Annotated in this window: 16 protein-coding genes; 13 read left to right on the forward strand and 3 right to left on the reverse strand. The window is 34.6% G+C overall.

Annotated elements, in window-relative coordinates; translation table 11 throughout:
- The first annotated feature begins 77 nt into the window (after window positions 1-77).
- The 7 genes from ACJAZK_RS04625 (at window position 78) to ACJAZK_RS04655 (ending at window position 8,099) form a co-directional block, all read left to right on the forward strand.
- Window positions 78-773, forward strand: a complete 696-nt coding sequence (locus tag ACJAZK_RS04625; protein ID WP_415222841.1) for a DUF2490 domain-containing protein — start codon at window positions 78-80, stop codon at window positions 771-773.
- A 48-nt stretch (window positions 774-821) separates the two neighbouring features.
- Window positions 822-1,874, forward strand: a complete 1,053-nt coding sequence (locus tag ACJAZK_RS04630) for an o-succinylbenzoate synthase (protein WP_415222842.1) — start codon at window positions 822-824, stop codon at window positions 1,872-1,874.
- 10 nt (window positions 1,875-1,884) lie between these two features.
- Window positions 1,885-2,844 (forward strand): lysostaphin resistance A-like protein, encoded by a 960-nt coding sequence (locus ACJAZK_RS04635; RefSeq protein WP_415222843.1) that lies wholly within the window; start codon window positions 1,885-1,887, stop codon window positions 2,842-2,844.
- Window positions 2,845-2,864: 20 nt separating this feature from the next.
- Window positions 2,865-3,926: an AMP-binding protein gene (locus tag ACJAZK_RS04640; protein ID WP_415222844.1), complete on the forward strand. Its 1,062-nt coding sequence runs from the start codon at window positions 2,865-2,867 to the stop codon at window positions 3,924-3,926.
- Between the two features lie 93 nt (window positions 3,927-4,019).
- Window positions 4,020-5,945 (forward strand): YfbK domain-containing protein, encoded by a 1,926-nt coding sequence (locus ACJAZK_RS04645; protein ID WP_415222845.1) that lies wholly within the window; start codon window positions 4,020-4,022, stop codon window positions 5,943-5,945.
- Between the two features lie 151 nt (window positions 5,946-6,096).
- Window positions 6,097-6,693 (forward strand): hypothetical protein, encoded by a 597-nt coding sequence (locus ACJAZK_RS04650; protein WP_415222846.1) that lies wholly within the window; start codon window positions 6,097-6,099, stop codon window positions 6,691-6,693.
- A 68-nt stretch (window positions 6,694-6,761) separates the two neighbouring features.
- The gene (locus ACJAZK_RS04655) at window positions 6,762-8,099 is read left to right on the forward strand and encodes a M24 family metallopeptidase (protein WP_415190531.1); all 1,338 of its coding nucleotides are present in this window, start codon (window positions 6,762-6,764) and stop codon (window positions 8,097-8,099) included.
- On the opposite strand, the gene ACJAZK_RS04660 is transcribed toward ACJAZK_RS04655, so the two are convergent.
- Both ACJAZK_RS04660 and ACJAZK_RS04665 read right to left on the reverse strand, forming a co-directional pair.
- Window positions 8,096-9,382: an MFS transporter gene (locus tag ACJAZK_RS04660; protein ID WP_415222847.1), complete on the reverse strand. Its 1,287-nt coding sequence runs from the start codon at window positions 9,380-9,382 to the stop codon at window positions 8,096-8,098. The genes ACJAZK_RS04655 and ACJAZK_RS04660 overlap by 4 nt on opposite strands.
- A 163-nt stretch (window positions 9,383-9,545) precedes the next feature.
- A complete protein-coding gene (locus ACJAZK_RS04665; protein WP_415222848.1) occupies window positions 9,546-11,174 on the reverse strand; it encodes an acyl-CoA carboxylase subunit beta in 1,629 nt (542 codons plus the stop codon).
- A 143-nt stretch (window positions 11,175-11,317) separates the two neighbouring features.
- Between ACJAZK_RS04665 and ACJAZK_RS04670 the strand changes: the two genes are divergently transcribed.
- From ACJAZK_RS04670 to ettA, 6 genes are all read left to right on the forward strand, one after another.
- Window positions 11,318-11,848 (forward strand): NADPH-dependent FMN reductase, encoded by a 531-nt coding sequence (locus ACJAZK_RS04670; RefSeq protein ID WP_415222849.1) that lies wholly within the window; start codon window positions 11,318-11,320, stop codon window positions 11,846-11,848.
- Window positions 11,849-11,937: 89 nt separating this feature from the next.
- On the forward strand, window positions 11,938-12,375 hold the full coding sequence (locus ACJAZK_RS04675; RefSeq protein ID WP_415222850.1) for a MarR family winged helix-turn-helix transcriptional regulator: 438 nt from the start codon (window positions 11,938-11,940) through the stop codon (window positions 12,373-12,375).
- A 100-nt stretch (window positions 12,376-12,475) separates the two neighbouring features.
- Window positions 12,476-13,348: a pirin family protein gene (locus ACJAZK_RS04680; RefSeq protein ID WP_415222851.1), complete on the forward strand. Its 873-nt coding sequence runs from the start codon at window positions 12,476-12,478 to the stop codon at window positions 13,346-13,348.
- Window positions 13,349-13,433: 85 nt separating this feature from the next.
- A complete protein-coding gene (locus ACJAZK_RS04685; protein ID WP_415222852.1) occupies window positions 13,434-14,150 on the forward strand; it encodes a pirin family protein in 717 nt (238 codons plus the stop codon).
- A 101-nt stretch (window positions 14,151-14,251) separates the two neighbouring features.
- Entirely contained in the window at window positions 14,252-14,434 is a 183-nt protein-coding gene (locus tag ACJAZK_RS04690) for a CAL67264 family membrane protein (protein WP_040278478.1), read from the forward strand.
- Between the two features lie 159 nt (window positions 14,435-14,593).
- On the forward strand, window positions 14,594-16,285 hold the full coding sequence (gene ettA, locus ACJAZK_RS04695) for an energy-dependent translational throttle protein EttA (protein WP_415222853.1): 1,692 nt from the start codon (window positions 14,594-14,596) through the stop codon (window positions 16,283-16,285).
- Between the two features lie 285 nt (window positions 16,286-16,570).
- Here ettA and ACJAZK_RS04700 read toward each other — a convergent pair whose 3' ends face one another.
- A complete protein-coding gene (locus tag ACJAZK_RS04700) occupies window positions 16,571-16,801 on the reverse strand; it encodes a hypothetical protein (RefSeq protein WP_415222854.1) in 231 nt (76 codons plus the stop codon).
- Between the last annotated feature and the right edge of the window lie 34 nt (window positions 16,802-16,835).

Here is a 16,835-nt window from a genome sequence, read left to right on the forward strand (position 1 = left end):
TAAACATCTTTTATTTGATGGTTTCTATTTCTAAAATTGATTAATGCTTACTATTTTTGCAATAAAATTGACCAACTATGAAATTAAAAAACATTACTTTACTATCCATAATTTTGCTAATTACAACAACGTCTCTAGCGCAAGTAGAATCTGGAAAAACAGGTGCTTGGTACATGTATTTCTATGATACACAATTTAAAGATAGTAATTTTGGTGTACAAGGTGATATCCAATATCGTAACTGGAATCTAGGAGGTGATCTTGAACAATTATTGTTAAGATCTGGACTAACATATAGACCAACAGGAGTTAATGCAAAATTCACATTAGGTTATGCACATATCACGTCAGGAGCTTATGGAGATAGTGATGACACCTCTACCGAAAGTAGAATTTATCAAGAAGCGTTAATCCCACAAAAACTAGGAAGCAGAGTCTATTTGACACATCGTTTTAGATATGAGCAACGTTTTGTAGAAGATCAAGATTTTAGAACACGATACCGTTACAACCTGTTTATGAATGTGACTTTAAACAAAAGTGCTATAGAAAAAGGAGCGTTTTATGCCGCTTTATATAACGAATTATTTGTAAATGGTCAACGTGATATTGGCGATAATAGAGAGGTAGAATTCTTTGATCGTAATAGAACCTATTTAGGAGTAGGCTATGTACTTAAAAAGGGAATGAAATTTCAATTAGGTTGGATGAACCAAAAAACAAATAGTGTTGGCAAAGGGCAAATGCAACTGAGTTTTCATCATAATTTCTAAGCAGATACAACTTAAAACAACATCATTAGTTTTCGTACTTTTGTATAGATGATAAAAGCAACTTTTAAACACTACACACTCAATTTTAAAAACCCTAGCGGGACCTCTCGAGGCATTCTGAAAACCAAAGACACATGGCTTATCATTTTAGAAAAAGATGGTAAAACAGGTATTGGAGAATGTGGTATGTTTAAAGGCCTTAGTATTGATGATAGACCAGATTTTGAAGACAAACTCCAATGGATCTGCGACAACATTAATCTTGGTCTAGAGATTTTGGTCAGTGAACTTATTGAATTCTCGAGTATCCAAATAGGATTAGAGATAGCCTTCAAATCTTTAGAAAGTGCAGATGGTTTTAATTTGTTTCCTTCACGATTTACTCAAGACCAATCGCCCATCCCAATTAATGGACTTATTTGGATGGGTGACAAAGCCTTTATGAAACAACAAATCAAAGTCAAATTGAAAGCTGGTTTCTCATGTATAAAAATGAAAATTGGAGCCATAGATTTTTCTTCGGAAATTGAACTCCTCAAATCCATCCGACAAGAGTTTTCAGTAAACGATGTAGAACTTCGAGTCGACGCTAATGGCGCATTTGCTCCAGAAGAAGCTCTAGAAAAACTAAAACGCTTATCTCATTTTGATTTACATTCGATAGAACAACCTATAAAACAGGGACAGTGGAGTGACATGGCAACGTTGTGTGAAAGTACACCTCTACCAATTGCTTTAGACGAGGAATTGATTGGCGTATTTTCCGAAGAAAAAAAGAAAGACATGTTGTCGCTTATTAATCCGCAATATATTATTCTAAAGCCTACTTTAGTTGGTGGATTTTGTGGCAGTGAAGCATGGATTAAATTGGCAGAAGAACAACACATCAAATGGTGGATAACAAGCGCACTTGAAAGTAATATTGGTCTTAATGCAATTGCCCAATGGACGTATACACTCAATAGTAAATCAACACAAGGTTTAGGCACTGGTGGCTTATTTGCCAATAATTTTGATTCGCCATTAGTGGTAAAAAATGGTACATTGCGTTACGAAAATAATCAGGATTGGAACCTCTCTAATCTAGATTTAAATATTTAAAAATATAACTATGTTTATAGCTCAAGCATTTAAAGTGCAACATGATTTTTGGAGATATTTATTAGGCTCTCTTTTAGTTGCAATGGCAGCCATTATAGGTCAATTACCATTAATGATAGTGATTATGTATAAAACCATGAAAGATGGTGGTGACGTCACGGGAATTAATGAAACGACAATGTATCAGGTTCTTGATTCTAACGTGTTTTTGTTGTTAGTTTTATTGTCCTTTGCTTTCGCCTTTATTGGATTATGGATTGCAGTTAAAACATTGCACAAACAAAAAATGGTGAGTATCGTTACCTCCCGTAAAACCTTAGATTGGAGGCGTATTATGTTTGCGTTTGTCTTTTGGGGTGTGATTTCGTCAGGATTGGTTTTAGTTGATTATTTCTATTTGTCTCCAGAGAATTATCAACTCAATTTTGAGCTAGAACGTTTTGTTATTCTAGTGATTATAGCAGTTGCATTAATCCCTATTCAAACCAGTTTAGAAGAGTATGTGTTTAGAGGATATTTGATGCAAGGTTTTGGTATGCTAGCAAAAAACAGATGGTTTCCATTGCTAATGACATCGCTTATTTTTGGTCTATTACATATTGCAAATCCAGAGGTTGGTAAATTAGGCTACAGTATCATGGTGTACTACATTGGTACAGGATTATTCTTAGGAATCATGACTCTAATGGATGATGGTACAGAGTTGGCGATAGGTTTTCATGCAGCTAATAATTTGTTTACTGCATTGCTGGTGACTACAGATTGGACTGTATTTCAAACCCATTCAATTTTAAAGGATACTTCAGAGCCAAAATTAGAATTTATAGACATGGTATTTCCTGTGTTTATAATGTTTCCTATTATACTATTTGTTTTCTCTAAAGTTTATAAATGGAACAATTGGAAAGAAAAGTTATTTGGTAAAATCCATAAACCACCAACAGAAGACTATAAAGTTATAGGCGATTAATTTTTTTACACGGAAATGTGATGACACCAACTTATGTAACGATCCATTCGAGATTTAAACTCAACGGAACTCACTTTGAGCACGAGGAACTCAAAGAGGTGGCTTACAGCTTGGTTAAAGAAGGGGCAGATTTTGAAAGTTCTGCTGGTGAATTCTTATTAAATTGGTTAGATGACCATGCCATTGTTTTGGTAAAAACGTCTGGTTCTACTGGAACCCCCAAAACGATAAAAATACATAAGCAGGCTATGGTGAATTCAGCTATGGCTACTGCAGAATATTTAGGACTACAACCTGGAGATGCTGCTTTGCACTGTCTTCCTACGGATTATATTGCTGGCAAGATGATGTTAGTGCGCGCTTTGGTTTTAGGTTTAGAAATTGATGTGGTGATGCCAACATCACAGCCTGTTTTTGATTATGAAAAAACCTATCGTTTTTGTGCGATGCTTCCCATGCAAATGCAATCCACATTAGAACGTCTCGATAATATCGATATTTTAATAGTAGGCGGTTCTCCCGTCTCTAAAGATTTAACTGCTGCTATTCAAAACTTAAAGACTAAAGTTTTTGCGACTTATGGCATGACTGAGACGGTGACGCATATTGCTTTAAAACCTTTAAATAATGGTGTTCAAAACGCCTATTTTGAAACCTTACCAAATGTTACGATTTCGCAAGACGAACGCGATTGTTTAGTGATTCAAGCGCCAAAAGTAACGTCAGAAAAAGTAGTCACAAATGATATTGTAAAACTACAGTCTATGCATAGTTTTGAATGGTTGGGTCGCTATGATAATGTCATTAATTCTGGCGGATTGAAATTATTCCCAGAACAGATAGAAGCGCAGCTCAAAGCAAAGATTAAAACTCAATTCTTTATAGCTTCAGAAGCGGATGAGACTTTAGGCGAAAGACTTATCCTTGTTTTGGAAGCAGATAATACGTCTTTAGAGGTTTCTGTTTTTGAAGGTTTAGGAAAGTTTGAAATTCCGAAGACAATATATGCAGTGTCCCAGTTTGTGGTGACAGATACGGGTAAAATACAACGTAAAAAGACGCTGGAATCAATTATTAGATAGGTTCCCTAATTCAAAATAGTGTTTCCCTCATTCTTCATTTTATAAAATCAGGTTTGGTTATAAGTTTGGTGTGAACTTAAAACCATAACCATCATGAAACTATTATTAAAACTATCGTTTATACTTTTTACAAGTCTGTTTTTAAATGCACAAGAGAAATCAATCTATGGCACAGTTACGTCTGCTACAGATGGATTGCCATTGCCAGGAGTTTCAGTCATAGTCAAAGGGACATCCAATGGAGTACAGACTAATTTTGATGGTGAATATACTTTAAGAGCCCGTATAGGCGAAACTTTAGTTTATAGTTTTATTGGGTGTGTTGCTAAAGAAGTTACTATTAGAAATAATGATGAAATCAATGTTTTTTTGGAATATGATTTTGTTAAATTAGACGGTGTTTTAGTAACTGGTTATGCTGGAGCAACAAATAGTTCTAAAATAACTTCTGCTGTGACAAGTGTGATTTCTGGCCAAGCTGCGGGAGTAGAAGTAAAAAGAAAATCTAATGCAACGATTGTAATACGAGGACGTAATTCACTTTCGAGGTACAATTATATACCTTCTAAAAACAATAAATATCAAAGAGAAAATAATAACTTCAACATCCGAAATGATTTTCCGAATGAGTCTTATGATGGGATTCAAGAAAATCTATTCAAACGTTCAACAGCATCTCCATTGTCAACGTTTTCTATTGATGTGGATAAAGCAGCATATAGTAATATTAGACGTATGATTAATAACGGTCAAGAAATTCCTAGAAATGCAGTTAAAATAGAAGAAATGGTCAACTATTTTAGCTATGATTATTCACAACCAGAAGGTAAACATCCATTTACAATTCATACGGAAGTTGTTCAAACACCTTGGCATAATGAAACGCAACTCGTTAGAATTGGGCTTCAAGGTAAAACCTATGATAATGATAAATTACCTGCATCAAATTTGACATTCTTAATTGATGTTTCTGGTTCTATGGATGCAACCAATAAATTACATCTATTAAAAAAATCGTTTAAGCTTTTAGTGAATCAGTTGAGAGAAAAAGATAGAGTTTCTATTGTTGTGTATGCAGGTGCAGCGGGTGTTGTTTTGATGCCGACACCTGGCGATCAAAAAGAAATCATTTTAGAAGCTTTAGAACGATTACAAGCAGGAGGGTCTACAGCTGGCGGACAAGGGATTAAATTAGCTTACGAATTAGCAGAACAAAATTTTAAGAAAGATGGAAACAATAGAGTCCTTTTAGCAACAGATGGTGACTTTAATGTAGGTGCATCTAGCGATAGTGACATGCAAACGTTAATAGAGAAAAAGCGAGAATCTGGAGTATTTTTATCGGTTTTAGGATTTGGATATGGTAATTATAAGGATTCAAAATTAGAAATGTTGGCAGATAAAGGGAATGGGAATTACTCCTATATCGACAACATGCAAGAGGCTCATAAAGTTTTTGGAAAAGAGTTTGGAGGCACATTATACACCATAGCGAAAGACGTTAAAATTCAAGTGGAATTCAATCCTAAGAAAGTTCAAGCTTATAGACTTATAGGATATGAAAATAGATTACTAGCAGATGAAGATTTTATTGATGACACAAAGGATGCGGGAGAATTAGGAAGTGGTCATAATGTAACTGCGCTTTATGAAGTTATTCCTGTTGGAGTTTCATCTCATTATTTAAAAAATAGTTCTAATTTAAAATACACAAAAAATGAAGTTACTAATATCTATACTGATGAACTCTTTACTGTGAAATTTAGATATAAAAAACCAGATGGAGATAAGAGTATTGAGATGGTTCATGTTCAGGATACTAAAATTTCAATAGCTAGTGAGGATATGAATTTTGTTTCGGCAGTTGCATTAATGGGAATGAATTTATTACAATCTAAATATGATAATGGTGCATCAATGAAAGATGTTATTAAATTGGCAAAACGAGGTAGAGGTAAGGATGATGATGGTTATAGAGCAGAATTTATACGACTTGTTGAATCGTATAGATATTTGTAAATAAATTTTATCTCTACATTAGAAAGAGCAACTTTTAAGTTGCTCTTTCTTGTTATTTATAGTTCACTCATTCAAATGCTTACTTCACTCAATTGTTATTGTATTAGCTGTGCTTTGGTTGTAAATTAGTGTAACTAAAAACCTTAATCCAATGAAAAATCAAATCACATTAGTACTCGTTTGCTTGTTTTTATACGTTTCAAATGCTCAAGACATGGCTATCGAAACAAAATCTGTAAGCATAGAAAATGTTATTTCGTATGTTATAGAGAATATGGGCAAGAATTCAGAACAGGACTCGCTATCCCCCAAAAACATTACATTCTTAATTCAGTCGGCACCAAATGGATTAGCTATCGAAGATAAAGTTATTTTAAAGCAGACTTTTAAATTGATCTCTAAGCGACTTTCCGAAGAGGATAGCATAACTATTATCTCATATTCTGGTATTAATGGAGTCGTTCTCGAGAAAACATCTCCTAAAGCATTGAAGAAAATCATGTATGCTCTTGAGAACTATAAATCGAGTATTAAAGTATTACATAGTGATGGTATTCAATTGGCTTATACTTATGCCCAAGAAAATTTTGAAGAAGACACCTCTAGCACAGTGGTGATGATTAGAAATCCAAAGGCATCTAGTACTTCATACATTCAAAATGCAGAAGCTCCAAAAAAGAAAAGTAATACGGTTCTCATTACAGCAATTGGGTTATTACCAGAAATTATTTCTCTGATTAAGGATTGATAGATAACCGGAATTGTATATTTTTAACCTGAAGTCGAATTTAGATGTTAAACGATACAGTAAGATAAATGAAAAAAGTATGCTTTCTCCTGTTATTTGTAAGCTTTCAAATCCATGCCCAACAAATATTATCTGTTAAAGAACAAGCCGTCGTTATTGATGAAATTCTAGCAGAACGGTTCAATACGATAGTACCAGAATTAATGGATCGTGCCAATCTAGATATGTGGATTTTAATATCTAGAGAGTATAATGAGGATCCTGTTTTGAAAACAATGTTACCAGCTACTTGGCTCAATGCGAGGCGACGAACCATCATTGTGTTTTATAGAAATAAAGACATGAATACCCTAGAAAAACTGGCTGTAGCACGTTACAATTTTGGAGATAATATAATTTCGGCTTGGGATAAGGAAGAACAACCTAATCAGTGGGAGCGTTTGGTTGAGATTATTGAAGAACGAAACCCAAATCAAATAGGATTAAATTATTCAACGCATTTTAATATTGCTGACGGACTCGATAAAACAGATTACGATGAATTCATGCAGGTGCTTCCTAAACCCTATAAAAGTAAAGTGGTTTCTGCGGAAAAAGTTGCAGTAGGATGGATTGAGACCAGAACGGAACGAGAAATGATTATATACAATCAACTCGTAGATATTACGCATGATATTATTACTGAAGCGTTTTCTGAGAAAGTCATCACACCAGGAATCACAACAACCTCTGATGTAGAGTGGTGGATGCGACAAAAAGTAATTGATTTAGGTTTACAAACATGGTTTCATCCAACAGTTGACGTGCAACGATCAAAGGAGGATTTAAAAGGACATTTGTATTCGTTTTCAGATCGACCAGAAGAACAAATTATTGTTCCTGGTGATTTGGTGCATTGTGACTTCGGAATTACCTATTTAAGACTCAATACAGATTGCCAGGAATTAGCATACGTTCTAAAACCAAATGAAACAAAACCACCAGAGTTTTTAATAAATGCCTTAAAAGAAGGAAATCGTGTTCAAGACATTTTTACCAACAATTTTGAAACAGGAAAATCCGGAAACGAAATTCTTTTAAAATCCTTACAAGAAGCAAAAACTGAAGGATTGAAACCTTCCATTTATACCCACCCTTTGGGAAGTTACGGACATTCATCTGGACCAACAATTGGCATGTGGGATTCTCAAGGAGGTGTTGCAGGAGCTGGAGATTATCCCTTATATCCAAATACAGTCTATGCTATTGAATTAAATACAACGGTTAATATTCCAGAATGGAAGCGTGATATTAGAGTCATGTTAGAAGAGGCTGGGTTTTATGGAGAAGACGGATTTCGATATGTAAATGGGCGTCAAACGACCTTGTTGACGATTCCAAGGCTAAAGGCGCATAAAGGGAATTAATTGGTTGTTGATTTAGAATGTCTATACAACCAAAAAGCAGCTACAAGCCCAACCAACGAAAACAACATCATAATCCCGAAAGAATGCTGTAATCCAAGTGCTCCGGGATTTTTATCCAAGAAATAACCCATTAATGGTCCAGCAAAAATATCTGGCGTATACCCAACAATAGAAATAAAACCGACTGCAATTCCTGTTAAAGCTAGGGGTATTTTGCTTTCTTCTAATGTTGCAAAATAAAGAACTCTTGCAGAATACACTCCTAAAGCCATTGTACCAATAGATAATATAAATAGAAGAGTAGCGCTGTCATTGATTATTCCACTAGCAAAAATCCCACTCGTTACAAGCATGAGTAAAAAGCCAATCACGATCCATAATGATGCGCGTGTACGATCTGCCAATATACCAATAACAACACCGATAATTGGTCTCATGTATAAAAGTGAAGTTCCTACTTTAGCTGCTTCAATCTTATTATAATTCATGACTTGTTCGGCATATTGACTAAATAAATCGGTCATTTTATACCCATAATAGGCGCATAGAATAATAATCATTAAGAGCCAGACTGCTTTAAATTGCATGACCGTTTTAAAGTTTGCTAGCGTTAGTGTTTTCGGTTTATCAATTCCGATTTGAATTTGTTTTTCTTCTGAAGTGTTCAATTTCCGAAGAAAGAAAAACACAAGAATTGAAACCACACAAACTGCAAATGAAGTATAAGTAATAACCTGTTTAAAAGCGACTTTACGTTCTAAAACCGAAGTAAGCTCTATGTCTTTTGTTATAAATGCTGAAAATACCAAAACGCCAACCGATCCAAACAATGCTGCAACCAATCCGCGACCACCATCTAAAAAACCAAAAGCAATGCCTTGTTTACTTTGTCCTCCCCAAATTCTCGTTGCTTTAATCATGGCAGCCCAAAACAAAAAAATAGTTGTGAAACCCCAAAACCCGTATAATACATGAAGATTTGCTAATGTTGGATAGCTCGCTAAATAAAAGCCACCAAGAGCGGTAAGCATTAAAGCTATAGACATTAATATATGCGGACGAAATTTATCTGCTAAAGGTCCTCCAAACAAATAAGACACTAAAGCGACCAGTCCATAAATAGAAAAGCAACTTCCTAACTCTGATTGACTAATGGCGAAAGATTCTAAAAATGTAGTTCTAAAAATACGCTGTAAAACAAAAGGTAATATAAAAACAGACTCACCAGCTAATATGAGTAAGAGGATTGTATATGCTGGTGAGGTTTTTTGTTGTTGTGACATTTATACCAATATAAATAATTAATTTCGCATTAAAACTTGTTCATTTCCCGTTCTATTTTATTGTTCACAATTTACGTAACTAAGGCTATGAAAATCGATCACAACGTTATATAACGAAAAAGCAACTTCGTTTTATATACAACCTTGACTATTTAAATTGGTATTAAACCTGTAAAATTCCCATATTAAAAGGTTTCTCAATAGGAGCGTGGTTAGCAGCTTCAATTCCCATACTAATCCAAGTTCTTGTATCTAATGGATTAATAACAGCATCTGTCCAAATGCGAGATGCCGCATAGTAAGGCGATACTTGATTATCGTATCTATTTTTTATCTTGTCAAACAATTCTTTTTCTTTGGCTTCAGTGATCTTCTCTCCCTTTTTAAGCAGTGATGCTTTTTCTATTTGGAGTAGCACTTTGGCTGCAGAGTTTCCACTCATTACGGCTAATTCAGCACTTGGCCAAGCAACTATTAATCTTGGGTCATAGGCTTTTCCGCACATCGCATAATTTCCTGCACCATAACTATTCCCTATAATAATTGTAAATTTAGGTACCACACTATTACTAACCGCATTCACCATTTTAGCACCATCTTTAATAATACCACCATGTTCAGACTTGCTTCCAACCATAAAACCAGTAACATCTTGTAAAAACACTAATGGGATTTTTTTCTGATTACAATTCGCAATAAAACGTGTCGCTTTGTCTGCACTGTCATTATAAATGACACCTCCAAATTGCATTTCGCCACTATTTGTCTTTACTAGTTTACGTTGATTGGCAATAATACCAACTGCCCAACCATCAATACGAGCATAAGCTGTGATGATTGTTTTTCCATAACCTTCTTTGTATTCATCAAATTCACTATTATCAACTAAGCGTTTGATAATTTCTTTCATGTCGTATTGGGCTGCACGTGATTTTGGTAAAATTCCGAAGATATCATCAGGATTTTCTTTCGGTTTTTTTGCAGCTACTTTATTAAAACCAGCCTTGTCATAATCGCCAATTTTATCTATTAAACGTTGAATAGTTTCTAACGCATCTTTATCGTCTTTTGCTTTATAATCGGTTACACCAGAAATTTCGCAATGCGTTGTTGCACCTCCCAGAGTTTCATTGTCAATACTTTCTCCAATCGCAGCTTTCACTAGATAACTACCAGCAAGAAAAATACTTCCTGTTTTATCTACAATAATAGCTTCATCACTCATAATTGGAAGATAAGCACCACCAGCAACGCAACTTCCCATAACTGCTGCGATTTGGGTGATTCCCATACTACTCATAATTGCATTATTTCTAAAAATGCGACCAAAATGTTCTTTATCAGGGAAAATCTCATCCTGCATTGGTAAATACACACCTGCAGAATCCACTAAATAGATGATTGGCAACCGGTTTTCAATAGCTATTTCTTGAGCACGTAAATTCTTCTTTCCAGTAATTGGAAACCATGCTCCAGCCTTTACAGTAGCATCATTGGCTACAACGATGCATTGCTTTCCTTTAACATAACCTATTTTCACTACGACACCACCAGATGGGCAACCACCATGTTCCTCATACATGCCATCACCAGCAAAAGCAGCAATTTCTATAGATGATTTTTTTGAATCTAAAAGATAATCAACACGCTCTCTAGCAGTCATTTTACCTTTGGCATGATGCTTTTCAATACGCTTTTCTCCACCACCAAGCTTTACTTTGGCGAAACGTTTTTTGAGGTCAGAAAGCAATAGTTTATTATGATCTTCGTTTTTATTGAAGTTTAAATCCATAGTAGTGTTTATATTTCCAACGAATTTACGAAACGAGACACGGATTAAAAAGTGAATTTTTTGTTAAAATTATTTACATGGAAATAGTTTCCTAGGAATATATAATTATTTTGTTGTATATTTGTGCCAACAAAACAAAAGATATGAAAAATATTATAGCATTCGCAGGAAGTAACAGTAAAGATTCAATAAATAAGCAATTAGCAGTTTATGCATCAACATTAGTTAAAAATGTAGAGGTAACTGTTTTAGATTTAAATGATTTTGAACTACCGCTCTATGGGATGGACCACGAAATTGCACATGGTATCCCAGATGATGCTCATAAATTTTTACAGCACATAAGATCTACAGATGGTATTATAATATCATTAGCGGAACACAATGGTGCTTATGCAACGGTATTTAAAAACCTATTTGATTGGATGTCACGTATAGATGGTAAACTATGGAGTGAAAAGCCAATGTTATTAATGGCATCGTCTCCTGGAGCTAGAGGAGGAGCTACAGTTTTAGATATTGCACAAGGTCGTTTCCAATATATGGGAGGAAATATAGTCGGACAATTTTCTCTACCGTCGTTTAATGATAATTTTTCAGAAGAAAAAATAACTAATTCAGAATTGAACGATCAATTAATAGAAGAGGTCAAACAATTTCAAGCTAGTTTATAGTACTAAACGAATTGTTGTTTTAATAGCATCACTAGTTCAGGAGCACATTGATAATGACTGCTGCTAAGTGAGAACTGAAGACTAAAAAAATGGGAGATTTAGCAAAAGATATAAATTCAACGTTTCCAAATAATAGAGTGAAAGCAATGCTCAATATTATTTATACCTCTAATTGGATTACGAGTTGTCAAAACGATTTTTTTAAAGATTTTGGGATTTCACCACAACAGTACAATATTTTAAGAATATTGAAAGGAGCAGGTGAGCCACTTAATGTTCAAATTATAAAGGATAGAATGTTAGAGCGCTCACCAAATGCTACGCGACTAATGGATAAGCTTTGTGCTAAAAACTGTATTGAACGTCTACCTTCAGAGCACGATAGACGGGTTGTTAAAATAGCAATTACTAAAGCAGGTGTAGCATTATTAGATTCCATACCAAACGATTTAAATACCGGGTTGTTGAAAAATTTAAATGAAAAAGAAGCAGAGCAATTGAGTAATCTCTTGGATAAAATGCGGTAACTAAAGTTCTGCATTGGCAGGAATCTTTCTAGAGACCTTAGTCACTGTGTTTTTTTAACTAAATAGTTTCCATGGAAACTATTGTAAATAGCATTAAACAATGAAATTAAATACAATAAAAAGAGCAGGACGAAGTCATTTCGTCGATATGGGACCCATTAGGTTGCGTCAGCCATTTCCAACAGAACATATAAAAAGTATAGATCCATTTGTGTTATTACATCATTATGGACCTTATGAAATTAATGAAGAGCGTAACCCTTTTGATTTAGGACCACATCCGCACAGAGGTTTCGAGCCTATTACGTTTTTGGTTCAAGGCGAGCAACTACATCGCGATTCTTTAGGTCATGAAAGCATTGTAAAAGCTGGTGATGTGCAGTGGACGACGGCTGGAAGAGGAATCATTCACGCTGAAGGTCCAACAAAAGAACTTATCAAAAAAGGAGGTACGATTGAAGGGATACAACTATGGTTGAATTTACCAGCAGAGAAGAAAATGATGCAAGCCAATTATCAACATGCAAAACATGAGGAATTTAATGTGATCGTTTCTGAAGATAAAAAAGTTGAGATTAGAATTATTGCAGGCACACTTGATAATCTTTTTGGGAAAATTGCAACTCAAACACCAGTGAACGCTTTCATGATAGATGCGAAAGCAGGGGGAGAGCAAGCGATAATGTTTGACAACTCTCATCAAGGTATGTTGTACCTTTTAAATGGAAAGGTGTTAATTAATGCTTCGGAAATTTTAGAACTTGATAAAAATCAACTGTTAGAGTTTAATCAGGATGGAGACGGATTTTCAATAAAATACGAAACTGATAGTAAATTGTTATTTCTTTCTGGAGAACCTATCAATGAAACTATTGCAACATATGGACCTTATGTTATGAATTCTCAAACTGAACTTTTAGAGGCGATGCGTGATTATCAAATGGGTAAAATGGGATTTTTACCTGTAAATTAATCAAAATACAGAACTCACAGGTTTTTGAAACCTGAGAGTTCTAATACTAATAATTAAAAGACACTCACTTTCGTGGGCAGTAAGCATGAAAACAATACTTTACAAAGCAGACACCAGAGGATTCGCTAATCATGGATGGTTAAAATCACACCATTCTTTTAGTTTTGCGAGTTATCACAATCCAGAACGTATGAGTTTTGGAGTACTACGTGTTTTAAATGATGATCTCGTTCAGCCTAAAATGGGATTTGGTACACATCCTCATCAAAATATGGAAATAATTTCGATTCCTTTAAGTGGTGCGCTTTCACATAAAGATAATATGGGAAACACACGTGCTATTGAAGTTGGCGAAGTACAAGTCATGAGTGCAGGAAGTGGATTGACACATTCTGAGTTTAACGATAGTAAATCAGATGAGGTTAACTTTCTTCAGTTATGGATTATGCCTGAAGTAACTAATGTAAAACCTAATTATGAGCAACATGCATTTTCTTTCGAAGAGCAAAAGAATCAATTACAAACGATTGTTGCGCCAAAGGATAAATTAGAAGGTGATGCCCTACCTATTAATCAGCAAGCTTATATGTATCGTACACACTTAGAATCTGGCAAATCCATAGGTCTTAATGTAAAAACTAAGCAAAACGGATTCTATATATTTGTTATAGATGGTGACGTTGAAGTGGCTGATAATACGCTAGGAAAAAGAGATGCTATTGGTGTTTATGACATAGAAAGTATTGATATAAAATCAAATAGTAATTCTGATTTGATTATTCTTGAAGTTCCAATGAATTAATATAACTACAATTGATTAATAGCTAAAAAGCATTCCGTAACGGAATGCTTTTTTCGCTTAAAAAATGCGATATTTGTAATTCCCTTAATAACAATTGAATTATGGCAATGAATAAAAATACGGTGTTGGCTTGGGCTACCACAATAATGATAATCGTAGGATTAAGTTTAATCGCTTTAGGCGCATTTAGATATGACGACGTGGCTGGTTGGGGCTTTGCTGCTGTTGGTGGTGGGTTTTTCTGTATTGCATGGGTCTTTAACGCTTTAAAGGGTAGAATGTAGCTGAGATACCAAAAATTCACAACATTAGCTTGCAGTGTGCAATCGCAATAAGCAGTTTTACTGACATACAAAAAACCAAATTAATAATATCAAGACCACTAAAATTTTAGCTAAAGTGGAAACAACTGAACAACAAACCATTTAACAACTTTACAACACATGTCTGACGATAAAAAAGTAATTTTCTCAATGTCTGGTTTAACAAAGACATTTCAAAGTGCGCAAACTCCAGTTTTAAAAAACATATACTTAAGTTTCTTTTATGGAGCAAAAATCGGAATTCTAGGTCTAAATGGATCTGGTAAATCAACCTTATTAAAGATTATTGCAGGAGTTGATAAAAATTACCAAGGTGATGTTACCTTTCTTCAAGATTATTCTGTAGGGTTTTTAGAACAAGAGCCGCAGTTAGATGATGAGAAAACAGTTATGGAAATTGTTCGAGAAGGTGCTGCAGAAACAGTCGCTATTCTTGATGAATATAATAGTATCAATGACCAGTTTGGTTTAGAAGAAGTGTATAGTGATCCAGATAAAATGGAAAAGCTAATGAACCGTCAAGCAGTCTTGCAAGATCAAATTGATGCAGCTAATGCTTGGGAACTAGATACTAAATTAGAAATTGCTATGGATGCATTACGAACTCCAGATGGTGATAAAAAGATCGGTGTACTTTCTGGTGGTGAGCGTCGTCGTGTTGCACTTTGTAGATTACTACTTCAAGAGCCAGATGTATTATTACTAGATGAGCCTACCAACCATTTGGATGCAGAATCTGTACATTGGTTAGAGCATCATTTAGCACAATATAAAGGAACTGTTATTGCAGTAACTCACGATAGATACTTTTTAGATAATGTTGCAGGTTGGATTTTAGAACTCGATAGAGGAGAAGGTATTCCTTGGAAAGGAAACTATTCTTCATGGTTAGATCAAAAATCTAAACGTATGGCCCAAGAAAGTAAAACAGCTTCTAAACGTCAAAAAACTTTAGAACGTGAGCTAGAATGGGTTCGTCAAGGTGCTAAAGGCCGTCAAACAAAGCAAAAAGCACGTTTGAACAACTATGACAAAATGATGAGTCAAGATCAAAAGCAACTGGATGAAAAATTAGAGATTTATATCCCTAATGGCCCTCGTTTAGGAACTAATGTTATTGAGTCTGTTGGTGTCAGTAAGGGGTATGATGATAAATTGCTTTATGAAGATTTAAACTTTAATTTACCACAGGCTGGTATTGTAGGTGTTATTGGACCAAACGGAGCAGGTAAAACAACGATTTTTAGAATGATCATGGGAGAGGAAACTCCAGATAAAGGTGAGTTTAAAGTTGGAGACACAGCTAAACTAGCTTATGTAGATCAAAAACATTCTAATATAGATCCTGAAAAATCTATATGGCAAAACTTTAGTGATGGGCAAGAGTTAGTAACGATGGGAGGAAAGCAGGTGAATTCTAGAGCGTATTTAAGCCGCTTTAATTTCTCTGGTAGCGAACAAAATAAAGCCGTTAAATTATTATCTGGTGGTGAGCGTAACCGTTTACATTTAGCGATGACTCTAAGAGAGGAAGGTAACGTCTTACTTTTAGATGAGCCTACCAATGATCTTGATGTTAACACATTAAGAGCATTAGAAGAAGGTTTGGAGAACTTTGCAGGATGTGCAGTAGTTATTTCTCACGATAGATGGTTTTTAGATCGTATTTGTACTCATATTTTAGCTTTTGAAGGCGATAGCCAAGTCTATTTCTTTGAAGGAAGTTTCTCAGATTATGAAGAAAATAAGAAAAAACGCTTGGGTGGAGATTTAATGCCTAAGAGAATCAAGTACAAAAAGCTGGTAAGATAATCTAAATAGGAATTCTATTAGTATTCATTTATAATAAGCTAGAAACATCGTGTACTTCATTGCAATGAGAACAAGGGTCGTTTTTGAAGTGAACAAGCGAAGTTTTATAAAACAAGAAAAGCCAACAAAACATTTTTGTAATGTTTTGTTGGCTTTTCTTGTTTGTGGTTTCGTCTAACTAAATAGATTATAGCCCTATTCCATAATCTGGAAGGTCTTTAAAATCATTATACCCATAATCAAAGTAAATAGTACAGATTATGGTAGGTACAATTGCAATTATAACTAATTGTTGTTATCATACAAATGACTTTCTGTAAAATCTTGATAACTCTTTTCAACGTCAGACTTGTAAAAGCTACTATCGAGTAATTTTTTATTTTCTGCCTTTAGCTTGTACATTTTAATAATTGCAACAGCAATAAATACTAAAAAAATGGAAGCTGTTATGATGAGGACTATAGTAAGTTGCATCGTGCTTACAAGAGAGATATTTGAGGTATAGGTGTTTAGCATCCTGCTAGGTTTAAAATGGTTGGGAAGTCAAATA

Source organism: Psychroserpens sp. (assembly GCF_047633235.1).
Classification (GTDB): Bacteria; Bacteroidota; Bacteroidia; order Flavobacteriales; family Flavobacteriaceae; genus Psychroserpens.

Excerpts from the sequence above, each read along its gene's own strand:
- ACJAZK_RS04625 (WP_415222841.1), top strand. The coding sequence starts at position 78 with ATGAAATTAAAAAACATTACTTTACTATCCATAATTTTGCTAATTACA.
- ACJAZK_RS04630 (WP_415222842.1), top strand. The coding sequence starts at position 822 with ATGATAAAAGCAACTTTTAAACACTACACACTCAATTTTAAAAACCCT.
- ACJAZK_RS04635 (WP_415222843.1), top strand. The coding sequence starts at position 1,885 with ATGTTTATAGCTCAAGCATTTAAAGTGCAACATGATTTTTGGAGATAT.
- ACJAZK_RS04640 (WP_415222844.1), top strand. The coding sequence starts at position 2,865 with ATGACACCAACTTATGTAACGATCCATTCGAGATTTAAACTCAACGGA.
- ACJAZK_RS04645 (WP_415222845.1), top strand. The coding sequence starts at position 4,020 with ATGAAACTATTATTAAAACTATCGTTTATACTTTTTACAAGTCTGTTT.
- ACJAZK_RS04650 (WP_415222846.1), top strand. The coding sequence starts at position 6,097 with ATGAAAAATCAAATCACATTAGTACTCGTTTGCTTGTTTTTATACGTT.
- ACJAZK_RS04655 (WP_415190531.1), top strand. The coding sequence starts at position 6,762 with ATGAAAAAAGTATGCTTTCTCCTGTTATTTGTAAGCTTTCAAATCCAT.
- ACJAZK_RS04660 (WP_415222847.1), bottom strand. The coding sequence starts at position 9,382 with ATGTCACAACAACAAAAAACCTCACCAGCATATACAATCCTCTTACTC.
- ACJAZK_RS04665 (WP_415222848.1), bottom strand. The coding sequence starts at position 11,174 with ATGGATTTAAACTTCAATAAAAACGAAGATCATAATAAACTATTGCTT.
- ACJAZK_RS04670 (WP_415222849.1), top strand. The coding sequence starts at position 11,318 with ATGAAAAATATTATAGCATTCGCAGGAAGTAACAGTAAAGATTCAATA.
- ACJAZK_RS04675 (WP_415222850.1), top strand. The coding sequence starts at position 11,938 with ATGGGAGATTTAGCAAAAGATATAAATTCAACGTTTCCAAATAATAGA.
- ACJAZK_RS04680 (WP_415222851.1), top strand. The coding sequence starts at position 12,476 with ATGAAATTAAATACAATAAAAAGAGCAGGACGAAGTCATTTCGTCGAT.
- ACJAZK_RS04685 (WP_415222852.1), top strand. The coding sequence starts at position 13,434 with ATGAAAACAATACTTTACAAAGCAGACACCAGAGGATTCGCTAATCAT.
- ACJAZK_RS04690 (WP_040278478.1), top strand. The coding sequence starts at position 14,252 with ATGGCAATGAATAAAAATACGGTGTTGGCTTGGGCTACCACAATAATG.
- ettA (WP_415222853.1), top strand. The coding sequence starts at position 14,594 with ATGTCTGACGATAAAAAAGTAATTTTCTCAATGTCTGGTTTAACAAAG.
- ACJAZK_RS04700 (WP_415222854.1), bottom strand. The coding sequence starts at position 16,801 with ATGCTAAACACCTATACCTCAAATATCTCTCTTGTAAGCACGATGCAA.